The organism is Streptomyces sp. NPDC092369, assembly GCF_044755245.1.
Classification (GTDB): domain Bacteria; phylum Actinomycetota; class Actinomycetes; order Streptomycetales; family Streptomycetaceae; genus Streptomyces.
Genome location: NZ_JBIVQP010000001.1, coordinates 83,385 through 99,691, shown reverse-complemented (window position 1 = coordinate 99,691; position 16,307 = coordinate 83,385). Strand labels below are relative to the sequence as shown.

Below are 16,307 nucleotides of genomic sequence, written 5' to 3'. Positions count from 1 at the left end.
AACCGTTTTCAAAAAGAAGGAGAAACGCATGCTGTCGCTCGTCTTTGAGGAGCTCAAGTCCGACGGATCGCTCGCCGCGCCGCAGGGCCCGGGCACCAACGCGCTGGTCCACAACCCGTTCGCGTTCGAGGAACTGGAGGCCGACGGGTCCCTGGCCGCGCCGCAGGGTCCGGGGACCAACGCGCTGGTCCACAACCCGTTCGCCTGGACCGCCTGAGCAGTCACCGACGCCGGCCGCCCCGTGACCAGAACACGGGGCGGGCGGCCCCTCACGGAAGGCCCTTCCCATGGATCGCATCGCACCCGGACATCATCTGTACGAAGGTCCCGACGGGAGTTGGCGGCACAGTTCGCCGGACGGACGCTTCACCCGGATCCGCGGTCCGCAGGAACTCCTCACCGCGGCCCAGCGGTTCGCCTACGGGACCGACGGTGAACAGACCGATCCGGCCCTGGACAGTGAACACGGTCGGGCCCTGCTCGACGCACTCGCCGAACGCGGGGCACTGACCACCGCCCAACAGCCTCCGGTTCCGCGGGTGTTGAGTGTCCACATCGAGGGTGACAACCCAATTACCCATGCGGTCGTCGCCCTGCTCCCTCCCACCGCGCGCGTGACCACAGGCCCGGTCGACGAGAACATCGTGCGGACCGCCGACGTCGTGGTCTGCTGTGCCGGATGGCTGCCCGACGCTCACTGGCAGCGGGTGGACGCCTGGTGCGCGCTGCACTCGACGGCCTGGCACCGCTGCCATGCCGAAGGGCTGCGCTTCGTCCTCGGCCCCATGTCCGTCCCCGGACGGACCGTCTCGTACACCGACACCCGTGGCCGTCTCCTGGCCGCCGCCGACCTCCCCGATGAACTGGCCGCGTACTGGGCCCACTTGGCCGAGGACGATCAGCCGCCGGTGCCGTGGCCCGGGGCTGCCACGGCGGCCGTCCTGGCCGGGCTGCTGGTGGAGGACGTACTGCGGTGGCACGAGTCCGGCGCGCCGGCCGGCCGTGACGTGCAGCTCGTCGTGGACGCGTCGACCGCCACTGTCGACCGCCACCGCGTTCTGCCGCTGCCGGTCACCATGCCCGCGGGGGCCGCGCGATGAGCGTGCCGCCCGTGCGGGCCAACGAACGCGTGCCGGGCTGGGACGGCACTCCGCTCGCCGTCGACATCCACCTCCCGCCGCCGCACACCTGGCCGGTACCGGCCGTGGTGACCCGCACACCGTACGGCCGCAGCGGTCACCTCGCCGAGGGCGGTGGCTGGCGGAGGCGGGGTTTCGCCTACGTGGTTCAGGACGTGCGCGGCCGGTACGACTCCGACGGCACGTGGGTGCCGTACCGCAACGAGCGTGGCGACGGCGCCGCTCTCGCCGACTGGCTCCTCAAGCAGCCATGGAGCGACGGACGGCTCGTCACCTACGGCGGCTCCTACGCCGGACACACTGCATGGGCGCTCGCCGCCGAGCGCCCGGACGCGGTGCGGGCGGTGGTGAGCATGGGCCCGTCGATGGCGTTGGGCCGCACCAAGTTCGAGCGCAGCGGGATCCTGCGGCTCGCCGAGCACGCCGCCTGGTGGCTGGAACGTGCCGACGGGCGGACCAGCCGCGAGGGCCTGACCGCCCATGTCTTCAAGGAATGCCCGGACCTGCTCGACCATCTGCCCGTCATGGAACTCTCCGACCGGCTCGGCGCGCACCTTCCAGGCTGGGCCCAGGTCATCAGGGACGGACCCGACCACCGGGCGGAGGGCCCGGAGCTCGCCGAGCTGGAACGGCTGCCGGCGGCGGCCCTGCACATCGGCGGCTGGTACGACCTCCTGGTCGACGAGGTCCTCGAACACTTCCACCGTGCGGGCGCGGCCCTCGATCCGCGTCCCTCGCGCGCGCTGGTCATCGGCCCGTGGGGACACGACCTGGCCTACGCCCCCGGAACCCGGATCGGCGACAGGGAGCACGGCACCGCCTCACGTATCGACCTGGGCGCACTCCAAGTGGGCTGGCTGTCACGGGTGTTGGACGACGGCGGGCGTGGGTCGAGTGAGGCCGAGGTCTTCACTGTCGGCACGAACCGATGGTGGACAGGCCCGTCATGGCCGCCGCCGGCCTCCGATGCCGTCTGGCACGCGCACCCCGACGGCAAACTCGCCCCACGGCCCCCTCTGACCGGTGGCGAGGCCCGGTTCGGCTACGACCCCGCCGACCCCTACCCCTCACGGCAGCCGGGTGTCGACCGGGCGCCGCTGGCCGCGCGAGGTGACGCCGTGCGGTTCACGAGCGCCCCGCTCCACGATCCGATCACGATCGCCGGCAGACCGGTCGTCGTGCTGGATGCCACCACGAGCGCACCGGCCACGGACTGGATCGTCCGCTGGAGCGAGGTCACCGCCGACGGCCGCTGGTTTGAGCTCGCGCACGCAAGCCTCGACACGGGCCGTACGCGAACCCCCGGCCCCCACTCGATCGAACTCGGCCCGGTGGCCGTCACCGTACCCGCCGGGTCCCGGCTCCAACTGGAGGTCACCAGCAGCGACTTCCCCCGGCTGGCCCGCTCGCTCGGCACAGCGGAGGACCGCTGCACGGGCACCGCGTACGCCGTCGCCGAACAGACCGTACGCACCCGCCCGGTCGACGGAACCCGCCTGATCCTGCCCCGCACCACGTACGAGGAGCCGACCGAGTGAGCAGCACAGCAACGGGGAGCGGCGCGGACCTCGGCCGAGGCGCGGCTCCGGCGAGCTACGCGGAATCAGTCCTGCTCGACCCGCGCACCGGGCTCATCACCCGACTGGAACGGCAGCGCCGCCGCCCGGGACTGCCCCGGATGTGGGTCGGCTACGGCGCCAGCGTGGCCCGCACCGATGTCTTCGCGCCGTGGCTCGCCGACCGTTTCGGGTTCGGCGCCTCGGCCGGCGACGAGGAGCGCGCCCGCCGCGCCGCCGTCGGAGAAGCCGTCGAACGCTACTGCGGCAACGCCGTCCCCGTCGCTTCGCGCTGGGGTTCCTACCGCGAACTGACCAGGCTCGGTCTGCGGGCGCTCGATCCGGAGACGCTCGCCCTCTACTCGCCGGCCCAGTACGCCACCTCAGGCTTCCCCTTCACGCCCTTCACCCGTGATCTGCCCGTCGCCTGGACCCCGGGCCGCGATCTGTTCGACGGCACAGAGGTGTTCGTCCCCGCCTCGCTGGTCTGGCTCGACTACTTCCACGGCCCACGTGCCGAAGAACCCGCCACCCACTCCCTCGTCTACTCCGGCATCGCCGCCGGCGAGAACCGTGCCCACGCCGAACGCTTCGCTCTCGAAGAGCTGTTGGAGCGCGATGCCACGACCATCTGGTGGAGTACGGGGGCCGAAGCCGCCGCCATCTCCGACGCGGCAGCCGTCACCGCGCGCCTCGGAGGCCCCGCCCCCGGCGAGGGGCCGGGCCCGTCCGTGCGTCTGCTGCACATCCCGTCCGAGTTCGGCGTACCCGTCGTCGCGGCCTTCCTGGAGGACCGGCAGCGGCGCATGGTCGCCTTCGGCAGCGCCTGCCGGGCCGAGCCCGAACTCGCTGCGGAGAAGGCCCTGGTGGAGGCGTACGGGCTGTACTCGCTCACCCGGCAGCTCGCCGAACCCGGCAGTGAGGTGTGGCAGGCCGTCGCCGCCGGCACGCTGGAGGGCCATGTCTTCCGGCCCTTCCGCGCCGACCGCACCTACCGGGACGCGTTCCGCACCGACTACCGCGACCTGACCGACCTCCCCGCCATCGCGCAGCTCTACCTCGACCCCCGCATGCAGGGACAGCCGCTCGACCGGCTGCGCGGACAGGCGCGTATCGCCTTCCGCGACATCCCGGCCGTCGCCGGGACAGATCCGCGCGAGGTGTATCTCGGGCGGCTCGCGGCCGAAGGACTGCGGGCCTACAGCGTCGACCTCACGACTCCGGATGTCGCGGCGGCCGGACTCTCGGTCGTCCGCGTCGTCGTACCGGGGCTGGTCGGCAACGCCCCTCCCGCCTTCCCGTATCTGGGCGGTGAACGGCTGTACCAAACCCCGTCCCAACTCGGGCTCGCACCCAGTCCGTTGAACGAGAACGAGCTGTACCCCCACCCCCTGCCGCTGGCCTGACGAGGACTCCGCATGCCGTACCCGCTGCTGACCGACCCGCGTACCGGAATCGTGCTCCGCCTGACCCGCCCGCCCATACCCGAGCACTTCCCCGCGGGTTTCCAGCTCATCGCCTCCCGACTGAGCGACACCACCCGCTTCTGCCCCTGGCCCGCCGACTCCGCCGGCGCCGGCTACGCCTTCGCGGATCCCGACGCCGCCCTGGGCGCCGCGCTCGGCGAGGCCGCGGAGCGGTACTGCGGCAACCTGGTGCCCGACCGGCTCGTCCGCGCCTCCTACAGGGAGTTGCGGGGGAGAGGCCTGCGGGCGGTCGACCCCGACTCCCTCGCCCTGTACGGCCCGGAGCAGTACGCGGACCCGGCGTTCCCTCTCACCCCCTTCACACGTGACCTGGTGGTGGAGTGGACCGAGGGCACCGACCTGGCCGACGGCGGCCCCGTGCTCGTCCCCGCGTCCCTGGTCTGGGTCTCGTACGTCTCCGCCGACGTCGAGCCGCGCGGCCCGCGCACCAACCCCGTCATCCAGGCGGGCCTCGCCGCCGGAGCCACCTACGAGAACGCGTGCCTCGGCGCCCTGTGCGAGGTCGTCGAGCGGGACGCCATGACCATCGCCTGGCACGGCCGGGCCGGCCTGCGCACCATCCGGCCACCGGACTGGCTCGACCACCTCGCCCGTGGCCCCCGCGACCGGCTCAACACCCGATTCCTCACCTTCGCCAGCCCGTTCGGGCTCCCGGTCACCGGGGCACTGGTCCACGACACGGTCACCGGCTACCTCACCCTGGGCGTCGCCGCCCGCGCCGACGAGGAGGCCGGCCTCCTCAAGGCCTACGGCGAAGCCCTCCAACTCCAGCTCTTCACCGCCGACTACGACGACCCCGACGGTCCCTACATGCGCGCTGCCGCCGACCCGCGCAGCCCTCTCAAACCCTGGCGCCCCGCACGCGATTACGGCTTCGGCGGCGCCTACCGCACCGACCTTCGCGATGCCGTCGACTACGGCTGCCATCTCCAGCTCCACCTGGACCCGCGCGTCCAGGACGCCTTCGAGCAGGAGCTGGAACTCGCCCTCAAGGAAGGCGCGTTGATGGCCCAGGGCTCGGGTCCGGAATCCGCCCCGGTCACCCTCGACGCACTCGTGTCCCGTATCGGTACGGCAGGGCATCAGGTCGTCGCCGTCGACGTCACGACCCCCGACGTCCGCGAAGCGGGGCTGCATGTCGTCCGGGTCGTCGTCCCGGGCCTGTACTCCAACACGGCGGCCGGGCTGCCCTTCCTGGGCGGCACGCGGCTCGCCGCCGCCCTGGGCGAGGCCCCACGCCGTGCGCTGCCGCTTCCTCACTGAACCGACCATCCTCGCGAAGGAACAACCACCCGTGATCGTCCCGCCACCGGCCGCCGCCGACGGCCCACCGCCGGCACCTGCTCCGGCGCGGTCCGCCCGCCCCGCTCTGCGGGCCGCGCGAGCCACCGCCCCGGAGCGGGAAGGCGCCGCGCGAACGCGAACCGCCCGTCTGATGTCCGCACGGCTGCTTCTGCTCTGCCTGCTGATCGCGCTGCCTGTCGCGGCACTTGCCTCCATCGCCCTCGGCGCGGCTTCGCTCCCGTTCGGAGAGGTGTGGCGCGATGTGGCCTCCCATCTGACCGGCGGCGGCCGCCCGCCCGGGATCAGTGGTATCGACGACGAGATCATCTGGGGGTCGAGGATGCCCCGCATCCTGCTGGCGATGGTCGCGGGAGCGGGGCTCGCCGTCGCGGGGGCGGTGCTGCAGACCGTCGTACGAAATCCACTCGCCGACCCCTACGTACTGGGCGTCACCTCCGGCGCCTCGCTGGCCGCGGTCGCCGTGCTCACGCTCGGGCCCGTCGGAGTGCTCGGCCCGCTGCGGATCGGGGTGCCGGCCGCTGCCTTCGCCGGGGCCTGCGCGACGCTCGCGCTGGTCGTCGCGCTGAGCCGCAGCCGGGGTACGACGGCGCCGGTCCGGCTCGTGCTGGCGGGGGTCGCCCTGTCGTATCTGCTGCAGGGCGTGACCAGTTACCTGCAACTGCGGGCCCGCCCCGACCAACTCTCCGGAGTGCTGTTCTGGCTGCTGGGCTCGGTCGCGGGCGCGCGGTGGCCCGATCTGGGGCTGCCGGCCGCGCTCGTCGTGATCTGCACGGCCTGGCTGCTGTCGCACGGACGGTCGCTGAACGCCCTGGCCATGGGGGAGGAGACGGCGGCCTTCCTCGGTGTACGAGTTCACATGCTGCGCCTTCAACTCCTCGCCGTATCGGCCCTGTTGACGGCGGCGGTCATCTCGGTGGCGGGCGGCATCTCGTTCGTCGGGCTCGTCGTGCCGCACAGCGTGCGGCTGCTGATCGGCTCCGACCACCGGTCGCTGCTGCCGGCGACAGCCCTGGCCGGAGCCCTGTTCCTGCTGCTGGCGGACCTCGCGGCCCGTACCGTCGCCGCCCCGATGGAGCTGCCCCTCGGCATCCTCACCGCGGTGGCCGGGGCCCCGTTCTTCCTGTGGCTGCTGCGACGCGACCGTTCGGTCCCGGGACGGGAGGCCTGATGGACGCCCGCCTCGAAGCGGTCGATCTCGACATCGCCGGCGTACGGATCGTGCGGCAGGCCACTTTGTACGCCGCCCCGGGGGAGATCGTCGGCGTCGTCGGACCCAACGGAAGCGGCAAGTCGACATTGCTGCGGGCTGTTTACCGGTCGATGCGCCCCACGTCCGGGGCCGTCCTGGTCGGCGGGGACGACGTGTGGCGGAGTCTGACACCCCAGGCCGCCGCCCGCCGTACGTCCGTGGTGGCCCAGGAGAACCCGACCGCCTTCGACTTCACCGTCGGCGAGGTCGCCGCGGCCGGACGGACTCCGCACCGGAGGTCATGGTCGGGCGAGAGCGTCGCGGATCGCGCCCTCGTGGCCGACGCGTTGGACCGGGTCGGTATGGCGCACCTGGCCGGCCGGCAGTACGCCTCGCTTTCCGGTGGTGAGAAGCAGCGCGTCCTGCTGGCCCGGGCGCTGGCCCAGCAGGGGCAGTTGCTCGTCCTGGACGAACCCACCAACCATCTGGACATCGGCACCCAGCTGGATCTCATGGAACTGGTACGTGATCTCGGCGTGACCACGCTCGCCGCGCTGCACGACCTCAATCTCGCAGCCGCCTACTGCGACCGCGTCCACGTTCTGCGCGCCGGGCACCTCGTCACCTCCGGCACACCCCACGAAGTGTTCACCCGCGAGCTGCTCGACGAGGTCTTCCAGGTCCACGCCGTGCTCGGCACGCATCCACTCACCGGACGTCCCCAGCTGAGCTTCGCGCCCCTTGCCACCCATGCCCTTCGCCCCAGCGACCACGGAGCAGACCAATGACCCGTCGACACCTCGGAGGCCTGCCGGCTCTCGCCTGCGTGGCCCTCGTCCTCACCGCATGCGGCTCGCCCGCGAGCACGGACGCGACCGGCGCCGCCCACGCCGCCGCCCGCCCATCCGGCGGCACGAACTACCCGGCGGAAGTCACCAACTGCGGCCGTACGGTACGTGTGGAGAAGGCACCCGAGCGCATCGTCTCGTTCTTCCCGTCCAACACCGAACTCCTGCTCGGACTCGGCCTCAAGGACCGGATCGCGGGCCAGACCTGGACCAACCAGTCGCCGCCCAAGCCGGCCTACGCCACCGACTACCGGAAGGTGAACGTGCTCGCGCCCGGCGAGATCGGCCGGGAGGCGCTGCTGGCGGCCCGCCCCGACTTCATCCTCGCCGACGGCGAGTACCAGTTCGACGGCAAGAAGCTGCCCACCATCGCTGAACTCGCCCAACTGGGTGTCCCCGTCTACATCGACAGCGCCTTCTGCCCGAAGACCACCGGCACCGCCACCCTCGCCGCCACGACCACCGACCTCACCGCGCTCGGCACACTTCTCGACGCCCGTCCCGCGGCGCATCGGGCCGCGGCCGAAACCCGGCAACGGCTCGCTTCGGTGGACAAGGCCCTCACCGGACGGCCCACCACCACGGCTGCCATGGTCCAGATCGTCGACAAGCAGCTCTACGCCCTCGCCGGCGGCCTCTACTCCGACGTCGTCCGCCGCGCCGGAGGCCGTAACCTCCTCGACGACGCCGTGCCCAAAGGCAGCAACTTCGCACCGCTGTCCGTCGAGGCCCTGGCCAAGAAGAACCCCGACGTCCTCATCTACCACTACACCGCGGCCGCCGACCGTGCCGCCTCCGCGCACTGGCTGAAGACCCACCTCGCCGCCACCAGCGCGGTACGACACAACCGCCTCATCGCCGTACCCGCCGCCGACTTCTCCGAACTGCGCGCGGTCGACGGCACGGTGACCCTCGCCAAGTCCCTTCACCCTGACGCCTTCTGATGACCGTCCGGACCGGCTTCGGTCTCTTCCTCACCGCGCGCGTGGTGTCCTGGGCCGGTTCCACGGTCACCGCCGTGGCGCTGCCGGTTCTGCTCTACCAGCGCACCGGCAGCGCCTCCCTCAGCGGCCTGCTCACCGCCCTGGAGGCGCTGCCGTACCTCGTGCTCGGTCTGCCGGCCGGCGCACTCGCCGACCGCTGGGACCGGCGCCGCACCATGACCTGGTGCAGCTGGTCCAGCGCGGTCCTCATCGCGGCCATCCCCGCCGCCTCGGCACTCGGCCTGCTGACCACGGCCCAACTGCTGCTGACCGGCCCTGCGGTCTCCGCGGTCTTCGTCTTCTTCGACGCCGCCGCGTTCGGCGCGCTCGCCACCCTGGTCGGCCGCGACGGCCTGGCCCGTGCGACCGGCCGCATGATGAGCGCCAGCACGCTGATCGGCCTGCTCGGGCCGTCCGCCGCGGGAGTGCTCGTCGCCAGCCTCGCCCCGCCCACGGCGATCACGCTCGACGCTCTGAGCTACGCGGCCGCCGCGCTCCTCCTGGCTCAACTCCCTTTGGTGCCAAGGACCCGCGCCAGGACCGGCGCGCCCGTCCGGGACACCTTCGCCGACATTGCGGAAGGCCTCCGGTACATACGCCGGCACCCCCTCATCCGCCCCCTCACCCTTCTGGGCATCGGCAACAGCTTCACCGAAGGAGCCGTCGTCGGGCTGATCGTCGTGACCGCCGTCCGAACCTTCGGCATGGCCCCGGACGACGAACGCATCGGCCTGTTCTGGGCCGCCGCGGCCCTGGGCGCGCTCGCCGCCGCGACCGCCCTGCCGCGCCTGCAGAAGACCGTGCCCCTCGGCTGGATCACCCTCGGCGGCCTCGCCGCCAACACCGTCTTCCTCGCCTGCTGGGCCGCCTCACCGGGACTGGTGACGGGCCTGGCCGCCCTCGCCTGCTGGCAGAGCGCCAACGCCCTGGTCAGCCTCAACGGCATCGTCATCCGCCAACAGATCACCCCCGAGCACCTCCAGGGCCGGGTCAACACCACCGCCCGCATGATCGCCTGGGGCGGCCAGCCTCTCGGCGCGGCCGTCTCAGGCCTGCTCGCCGACGCCGCGGGCGTCCGCACCGCCCTCCTGACGGCCTGCCTCGGGGCGCTCCTCTCACTCTCCGCGGGGCTGGCGACCCCGCTTCGGCGGCGAGAGGTGACCACGGAGCGAGAGGTGAACACGGAGAAGGACAACCACGCCGCCCGAGCCCAGCACTAGGGTCCCGTCATGCAGATCATCAAGGGCGCAGGCGTGTGGGCCCACCCCGGCGAAGCGGGCAATGACTGGATCGAACAGCTGCGGACGTCGGACCTCTCGGTGGGGACGTACTGCATCCCGGCCGGTGGGCGAGATACCCAGAGCCCGCACACCGAGGACGAGATCTATGTCGTCACAGCGGGCCGCGCAAAGATCGAAACACCAAGCCGGACGGACGAGGTGGGTCCCGGGGCGGTGATCTTCGTGCCGGCCGGTGAAGAGCACCGGTTCACAGAAGTGGCCGAAGACCTGGTGCTGCTCGTGGTGTTCGGGCCCGCCTACGGCTCGCGCTCGCCCAAGCGTTAGGGATCAGGAGGGGGTTCTCCTCGGACGTCGCCGACAGCGTGGCCTTGGGGAACACCGAGTGGCGGCAACGGTGTGTCCCGAGTGTCTCATCGGTCGGCGCGTGCGTCGTACGCCAACAACGCCACCTGCGTGCGGTTGTTGAGGCCGAGTTCCCGCAGGAGCCGGGTGACGTGGGCCTTCACTGTGGCGACGCTCATGTGCAGGTTCGCGGCGATCTCCTGGTTGGTGAGGCCGTCGGCGAGGGCTTCGGCGACCTGGCGTTCCCGTGTGGTGAGGGTCGCCAGCGCGGTGCGGGCGCGGGTGCGGCGGGCAGGGGCGGGGTCGTCGGCGACGTAGTCGAACAGGCGGCGGGCGGCGGCCGGGGACAGCACCGGCTCGCCGGCGGCGACGCTGTGCACGCAGGACACGATCCGGTCCGGCGGGGTGTCCTTGAGCAGGAACCCGGCGGCTCCCGCGCGCAGCGCCCGCAGTACCTGCTCGTCGGTGTCGAAGGTGGTGAGCACCAGTACCTGGGGCGGCACGGGCAGCGACCGGAGCCGTTCGGTAGCGGTGATGCCGTCGACGCGGGGCATGCGGATGTCCATCAGGACCACGTCCACGGGCGGTACGGCCCGTTCCACGGCGGTCAGCGCCTCGGCGCCGTCGCCCGCCTCGCCGACGACCTCCAGACCGGGGCCGCCCTCCAGCAGGTTCACGAGGCCGGAGCGGACCAGCGGGTCGTCGTCCACGATCAGCACCCGTACCCGGGTGACGGCGGTGTTCATGGCGCCCACGGTAGCCACGCGGTCAGCCTGAAATCGCCGTCGCGGGTGGGTCCATGGCTCAACCGGCCCCGGGCGAGCGACACGCGTTCGGCCAGGCCCACCAGGCCGGTGCCGCTGCCGGGGACGGGCGTGGTGGCTGTGCTGTCGCCGATGGCCGTCCCCTTGGCAAGTGCTGTCTCTTCGCTGGGGGTTGGTGCGCCACTGAGTACCGCCTCTTCGCTGAGGGCCGCCGCGTTGCCGGAGACGGTCCCTTCGCTGGAGGCCGTGTCCGCGGCGGAGCCCGGTGTGCTGCTGGGGATTGGTGTACCGCGGGAGGCGGGCGCTCCACCGGAGCCCGGCGTCCTGCCGGGAGCCGGCCCGGCGCCGTCGTGGCGCAGTCGGTTCGCCGTTTCGATGGTCAGGCCCTCGCCGGGTCCGCCCCGTAGCTCGAGCCTGACCGTGCCCCGCGCCGGCGCGTGTTTGCGGGCGTTGGTCAGTGCCTCCTGCACGATCCGGTATGCCGTGCGGCCGAGTTGTCCGGGGACCTCCGAGGCCGGGTCCAGCCGGTTCTCGTATGCCAGGGACAGCCCGGCCGTGCGGCTCTCCGCCACGAGCGCGGGCAGGTCGGCGAGCGTGGGCTGCGGACGGTCGCGCTCGATGTCAGGGGCGCGCAGCAGGCCGATGATCTCCCGCAGGTCGTTGAGTGACTGGTGGGCGCCGGACCGGATCACCGCCGCCGTCTCGGCCAGCTTCTCCGACGGCAGACCGCGCCGGTACTCCAGTACGCCCGCGTGCAGGCTCAGCAGGGACAGCCGGTGGGCGAGTACGTCGTGCATCTCGCGGGCGATCCGTTCGCGCTCGGCTCTGCGGACCCGCTCGACCCGTAGCCGCTGTTCGGTCTCGGCCTGTCGGGCCCGATCCGCCCAGGCCAGCATCAGTTGACGGCGGGACCGGACGACCGCGCCCCAGCCGGTCAGCGCCAGACAGAGCGCCGCGGATCCGGCGGAGCCGCCGAGGGTCCCGGCGGGCCCGGCCGTGTTCGGCCACAGCAGGTACTCCAGCGGCGTGGACAGCACCGCGGGCACCGTGACCGCGCCGGCGACCGCGGCCCGGCGGTGCACCGCGACCGTGAACAGGGCGATCGCACTTGCCGCGCCGACGACGGGCAGGACGACGGAGAGGGCGATCAGACCGACCGCCACGGGGACCGGGAACCGCCGCCGCCACAGCAGGGCGGCACTCCCGGCCGCCCCCGCCACGACGTCGACGGCCACGGGTATCCCGTCAGGCGTCGGGGCCTGCCGGAGCCCCACGATGGCGAGGCCTGCCGCCAGCAGCGCGCACAGCGCGTCGACCACGAGGTCGCGCGCGGTGCGCGAGCCGCCGGTCGGCGCGGTGGGGGTCAGCGCCCCGAGGCGGGGGCTTGGGCCGTCAGCCATGCGGTGATGTGTCGTTCCCACTCCCGGTCCCGGGTCGTCTCCATGAACTCCTTGCGATCGATCAGCAGGTAGATCTCGCCGACCGTGGTCGTGTCCAGGATCAACGGTTTGCCCGCGTTCAGCAGACCGCCGATGAAACGTCCGTACAGCTCCGTGAACCGCGTCCCGACCCGCGTGATCTCGTCGCGGCGCAGGATCAGGTCGGTGCCCTCGCTCCATCCGCCCAGCACCAACCGGTCCTGATCGAGGGTGATGATCCCGCGGCGCTGGAAGAGCACCTTCTGGCTGACGCCGGCCGAGATCCGGTCGGCGCCGGTCTTCGCGCGCAACTCGGCCGTGGTGGCACCTACGTACTCGCCCCGGGTCTGCCCCGCTCCCGACGTTCCCGCTCCTGATGTCCGCTCTGTGTTCATGGTCCCAGCCTGCGGGGACGCCCCGCGCATGCGCATCGGCGCAAGGTCTTCGGTGAGTACGACTTTGGTCGATTCCGTCAGCCACCTCCGGCCGTGTCCTGGCGAAGGACGCGGTTCCTACGCTCGCCGGACGAGACCCGCACAGGAGGAGGACGTCATGACCGACACCCCCGAGCCCGCCCGGGGCGCGCTGAGCCGTCGCCGCCTGCTCGGCTCGGCGGTCGTCGCGGCAGGTGCGACCACCGCCGGGCCTGCCCGGACCGCCCAGGCCACCACCAATGCCACCGCCACCACCTCTGCCACCGAGTCCGCTTCCGCCGCCACCGAAGAGTCCCGCTGGCACCCCGGCGTCAGACACCTCCTCCCCCGCATGACCCTTCCCGAGAAGATCGCGCAGCTGAACCTCCCCCAGGTGCTGCCCGCGGGTCTGGTCCCGCCCGACTCCCCGGTCACCAGCGACGAGGACCGGGCCCGTTTCGTCGCGGGGACATGGCGGGACTTCCTCGGCCCGGGCGGCGGCTTCTTCGGGCTCATGAACGAGACCGTGAGCGGCCTGATCCCGGTCGAACACCCCCGCACGCCTCGGCAGCAGGCCCAACTCACCAACCGTCTCCAGGAGATCGCCGCCGCCACCCGCCTCGGTATCCCGCTGCTCCAGATCGCCGAGGGCACCAACGGCTTCAGCGCCCCCGGCGCGACGATCTTCCCCGAGGGCCCCGGCATGGGCGCCACCTGGAACCCCGCCCTCGTACGGGAGGTGTACGCCTGCGTCGCCGCCGAGGCCCGCAGCGTCGGCGTGCACGTGCTGAACACCCTGCCTGCCGAACTGACCCGCGATCCGCGGCTGGGCCGGGTGTGCGAGTTCTTCGGCGAGGACCCCTTCCATGTGGCGAGCCTGGTCGCGGCCGTCGTCCAGGGAGTTCAGGGCGCCGACCCCGCTGGGTCCGACCGGGCCGCCGCCTCCCTCTGCCACTTCCCGGCGCAGACGCCCAACGTCGGTGGCCTGGAGGGCAGTTCGGTCGAGATCGGTGAACGCGCGCTGCGTCAGACGCACTTGCCGCCCTGGCAGGCAGGTTTTGGAGCGCCGGGCGCGCTGATGACGCTCGCCTGCCAGTCGACGATCGACGGCGTCCCGACGCACGGTTCACGGTTCCTGCTCACGGAGGTGCTGCGCGGTGAACTGGGCTTCACCGGTGTCGTGATCGCCGAGGGCGGCGGCCTGACCACCCTGGTGACCGAGGGCCTCGCCGAGAACCAGCGACAGGCCGGGGCGCTGGCCCTGGCCGCCGGCGTGGACGTCGGCATCACCTGGGAGGAGGCCTACCTGGGCGAACTGGCCGCCGCGGTACGGGCAGGCGAGGTCCCGGAGCGACTGGTCGACAGAGCGGTCGGCCGGGTCCTGAACCTCAAGTACCGTCTGGGCCTCTTCGACCGGTCCCGCGTCGACCCGGACCGCGCCGAGGCGACCGTGCGCAGCGCGGCCCACCAGGCGGTGTCGCTGCGGGCCGCGCGCGAGTCGATCGTGCTGCTGAAGAACAGCGGCGACCTGCTGCCGCTGGGCCCGTCGGTGCGCCGGCTCGCGGTGATCGGCCCGAACGCCGACGACGTGGCCGACCTCCTGGGGGACTACACCCCGTGGCCGCCCGGCGCACCCGTGGCGACGGTCCTGGCCGCGCTGCGCGACACCGCGCCGGACGGTGTGACGATCCGCCATGCCAAGGGGTGCGAGGTGACGGGCGACGACCGTGCGGGCATCCCGGCCGCCGTCGCCGCCGCCCGCGCCGCGGACGTCACCGTCCTCGTCCTGGGGGAGCGGTCTACGGCCTTCGCGAGCGCGGACAGTACGGACGGCGAGTCGAGGGACGCGGCGGATCTCGAACTCACCGGCGTGCAGGAGGAGTTGCTGAAGGCTGTCCATGCCACCGGCACGCCTGTCGTGCTCGTTCTCGTCAACGGCCGCGCCCTCGCGGTGAACTGGGCCGCCGAGCATGTGCCGGCGATCGTCGAGGCGTTCCTGCCGGGGGAGTTCGGCGGCCGGGCCGTCGCCGAGGTCCTGTTCGGCGAGGTCAACCCGAGCGGTCGGCTCCCGGTGACCGTGCCGCGCGGAGTGGGTCAACTGCCGCTCACCTACGACCACAAGCGCATGCGGGCCAAGGCCGGCGACTACGTCGGACTCAGCGCCTCACCGCTGTACGAGTTCGGCTTCGGCCTCAGTTACACCACGTTCTCCTACGCCCGCCTGCGGATCTCCCGCCCCCGCATCCGGGCCCACGAGAGCACGGTGGTCCGGGTGGACGTCACCAACACGGGCGTGCGGCGCGGCCAGGAGGTGGTCCAGCTCTACCTGCGCGACCGCCTGGCGTCGGTGTCCCTGCCCGAACGCATGCTGCGCGGCTACGCCAAGGTCGACCTCGCCCCGGGCGAGACGACCACGGTCGCGATGACCCTCTCCCCGCGCGAACTAGCCCTGGTGGACCACCGGATGCGGACCACCGTCGAACCCGGCCTCTTCGACGTGCTCGTGGGCCGCTCCTGCCTCTCTGTCGAACTGACCGGGCAGGTGGAGGTGATGGCCGTCGAGGAGCCGAGGTCGCCCGAACGACCTGCCGGTTGACATGCGGGCGAGAAAAGTTCGTCCCTCGGAGGAACCGAACTTGCAGGTTGCCGGGCTCGTCACGAGCCGGGTCCCCGCCGTCAACCGGCGGGAAAGTAATGGCCGTTGTCCATATCGGCGAGCAGGCCGGGCCGGGCGGGTTCCCAGCCGAGGGTCCGGCGGGTGATGAGGTTGGACGCCGGGTAGCTCTGCGTGACGATATTCGCGAGGAACCCGAAGTACCCCGGCGTCATCAGGGCGTCGTCAGGAACGCTCACGGCGGGCAGGCCCAGGCGGCCGGCGATGGCCTCGGCGATGTCGCGGAACGGGATGCCCTCGTCCCCGACCGCGTGCCAGTAGGTGCCGGCCGGCCCCTTCTCCAGCGCCAGGCGGAACAAGGTGGCCGCATCGCGGATGTGCACGGCGTTCCACAGGTTCGCGCCGTCGCCGTGATAGCCGGCGAACCCCTTTTCCTTCGCGAGCGCGATGAGTGTGGGGAGGAAGCCGGCCCGATCCGTCGTGCTGTGCGCGATGTTGGCGATCCGCACGACCGACGACCGCACCCCCTGCTCGGCGAGGTCGACAACGGCCCTCTCCACGACGTTGCGGACCCGCAGGGTGCCCTTGTGCTCCTCGCCGGCGGGCAGCGCCGGGTCCTCCTCGGTGGCCGGCCGCTCCAGGTTCCCGGGCGAGCCGATGCTGCCGGCCGCGACCAGCGGCTTTCCGGTCCCCGCGAGTGCCTCCCCGTACGCGAGCATGATCGGGAGTTCGGCGGCGGCCACGGCGTCGAGCCCTCCGGAGGGCAGCAGATCCTGCCGGTGCGCGACGTGGATGACGCCGTCGGAGTCCGCAGCTGCCTCCTTGAGCCCGTCGAGATCCTGGAGGTCGCCGCGACGCACCTTCGCGCCGAGCGCGGACACGGCTGCCGCGGCCGCGTCCGACCGGGCCAGGCCGGTGACCTCGTGCCCGGCGGATATGAGTTCGGGGATGATGTACGAACCGGAATGGCCGGTCCCCCCAGCGACGAAAACGCGCATGTAATTTTCC

The 16,307-nt window shown here is 72.3% G+C and carries 15 protein-coding genes; 11 read left to right on the top strand and 4 right to left on the bottom strand.

What is annotated here, in order from left to right; genetic code table 11:
• The first annotated feature begins 28 nt into the window (after positions 1–28).
• From ACIQI8_RS00450 to ACIQI8_RS00405, 10 genes are all read left to right on the top strand, one after another.
• Positions 29–217, top strand: coding sequence for a streptamidine-related RiPP repeat protein (locus ACIQI8_RS00450; RefSeq protein WP_402342742.1), 189 nt, complete (start codon positions 29–31; stop codon positions 215–217).
• A 70-nt stretch (positions 218–287) separates the two neighbouring features.
• Entirely contained in the window at positions 288–1,100 is an 813-nt protein-coding gene (locus ACIQI8_RS00445) for a hypothetical protein (protein ID WP_402342739.1), read from the top strand.
• A complete protein-coding gene (locus tag ACIQI8_RS00440) occupies positions 1,097–2,677 on the top strand; it encodes a CocE/NonD family hydrolase (protein ID WP_402342736.1) in 1,581 nt (526 codons plus the stop codon). Before ACIQI8_RS00445 ends, ACIQI8_RS00440 begins: the two co-directional genes overlap by 4 nt.
• Entirely contained in the window at positions 2,674–4,101 is a 1,428-nt protein-coding gene (locus ACIQI8_RS00435) for a YcaO-like family protein (RefSeq protein WP_402342733.1), read from the top strand. The genes ACIQI8_RS00440 and ACIQI8_RS00435 overlap by 4 nt, the downstream gene beginning before the upstream one ends.
• A 12-nt stretch (positions 4,102–4,113) precedes the next feature.
• Positions 4,114–5,445, top strand: coding sequence for a YcaO-like family protein (locus ACIQI8_RS00430; RefSeq protein ID WP_402342730.1), 1,332 nt, complete (start codon positions 4,114–4,116; stop codon positions 5,443–5,445).
• Between the two features lie 31 nt (positions 5,446–5,476).
• Positions 5,477–6,655 (top strand): FecCD family ABC transporter permease, encoded by a 1,179-nt coding sequence (locus tag ACIQI8_RS00425; protein ID WP_402342727.1) that lies wholly within the window; start codon positions 5,477–5,479, stop codon positions 6,653–6,655.
• Positions 6,655–7,464: an ABC transporter ATP-binding protein gene (locus ACIQI8_RS00420; protein WP_402342724.1), complete on the top strand. Its 810-nt coding sequence runs from the start codon at positions 6,655–6,657 to the stop codon at positions 7,462–7,464. Before ACIQI8_RS00425 ends, ACIQI8_RS00420 begins: the two co-directional genes overlap by 1 nt.
• The gene (locus tag ACIQI8_RS00415) at positions 7,461–8,468 is read left to right on the top strand and encodes an ABC transporter substrate-binding protein (RefSeq protein ID WP_402342721.1); all 1,008 of its coding nucleotides are present in this window, start codon (positions 7,461–7,463) and stop codon (positions 8,466–8,468) included. The genes ACIQI8_RS00420 and ACIQI8_RS00415 overlap by 4 nt, the downstream gene beginning before the upstream one ends.
• Positions 8,468–9,727, top strand: a complete 1,260-nt coding sequence (locus tag ACIQI8_RS00410) for an MFS transporter (protein WP_402342718.1) — start codon at positions 8,468–8,470, stop codon at positions 9,725–9,727. Before ACIQI8_RS00415 ends, ACIQI8_RS00410 begins: the two co-directional genes overlap by 1 nt.
• 9 nt (positions 9,728–9,736) lie before the next feature.
• Positions 9,737–10,072 carry a cupin domain-containing protein gene (locus tag ACIQI8_RS00405; protein WP_402342715.1) on the top strand — a complete coding sequence of 112 codons (336 nt, stop codon included), beginning with the start codon at positions 9,737–9,739 and terminating at the stop codon, positions 10,070–10,072.
• A gap of 86 nt (positions 10,073–10,158) precedes the next feature.
• Here ACIQI8_RS00405 and ACIQI8_RS00400 read toward each other — a convergent pair whose 3' ends face one another.
• The 3 genes from ACIQI8_RS00400 to ACIQI8_RS00390 are packed head-to-tail and all read right to left on the bottom strand — an operon-like array spanning position 10,159 to position 12,667.
• A complete protein-coding gene (locus tag ACIQI8_RS00400; protein ID WP_402342712.1) occupies positions 10,159–10,836 on the bottom strand; it encodes a response regulator in 678 nt (225 codons plus the stop codon).
• On the bottom strand, positions 10,833–12,254 hold the full coding sequence (locus ACIQI8_RS00395; RefSeq protein ID WP_402342709.1) for a histidine kinase: 1,422 nt from the start codon (positions 12,252–12,254) through the stop codon (positions 10,833–10,835). The genes ACIQI8_RS00400 and ACIQI8_RS00395 overlap by 4 nt, the downstream gene beginning before the upstream one ends.
• Positions 12,218–12,667: a hypothetical protein gene (locus tag ACIQI8_RS00390; RefSeq protein ID WP_402342706.1), complete on the bottom strand. Its 450-nt coding sequence runs from the start codon at positions 12,665–12,667 to the stop codon at positions 12,218–12,220. The genes ACIQI8_RS00395 and ACIQI8_RS00390 overlap by 37 nt, the downstream gene beginning before the upstream one ends.
• A 157-nt stretch (positions 12,668–12,824) precedes the next feature.
• Between ACIQI8_RS00390 and ACIQI8_RS00385 the strand changes: the two genes are divergently transcribed.
• Positions 12,825–15,281, top strand: coding sequence for a glycoside hydrolase family 3 C-terminal domain-containing protein (locus ACIQI8_RS00385; protein ID WP_402342703.1), 2,457 nt, complete (start codon positions 12,825–12,827; stop codon positions 15,279–15,281).
• Positions 15,282–15,361: 80 nt separating this feature from the next.
• Here ACIQI8_RS00385 and ACIQI8_RS00380 read toward each other — a convergent pair whose 3' ends face one another.
• Positions 15,362–16,297 carry an SDR family oxidoreductase gene (locus ACIQI8_RS00380; protein WP_402342700.1) on the bottom strand — a complete coding sequence of 312 codons (936 nt, stop codon included), beginning with the start codon at positions 16,295–16,297 and terminating at the stop codon, positions 15,362–15,364.
• Positions 16,298–16,307: the final 10 nt, after the last annotated feature.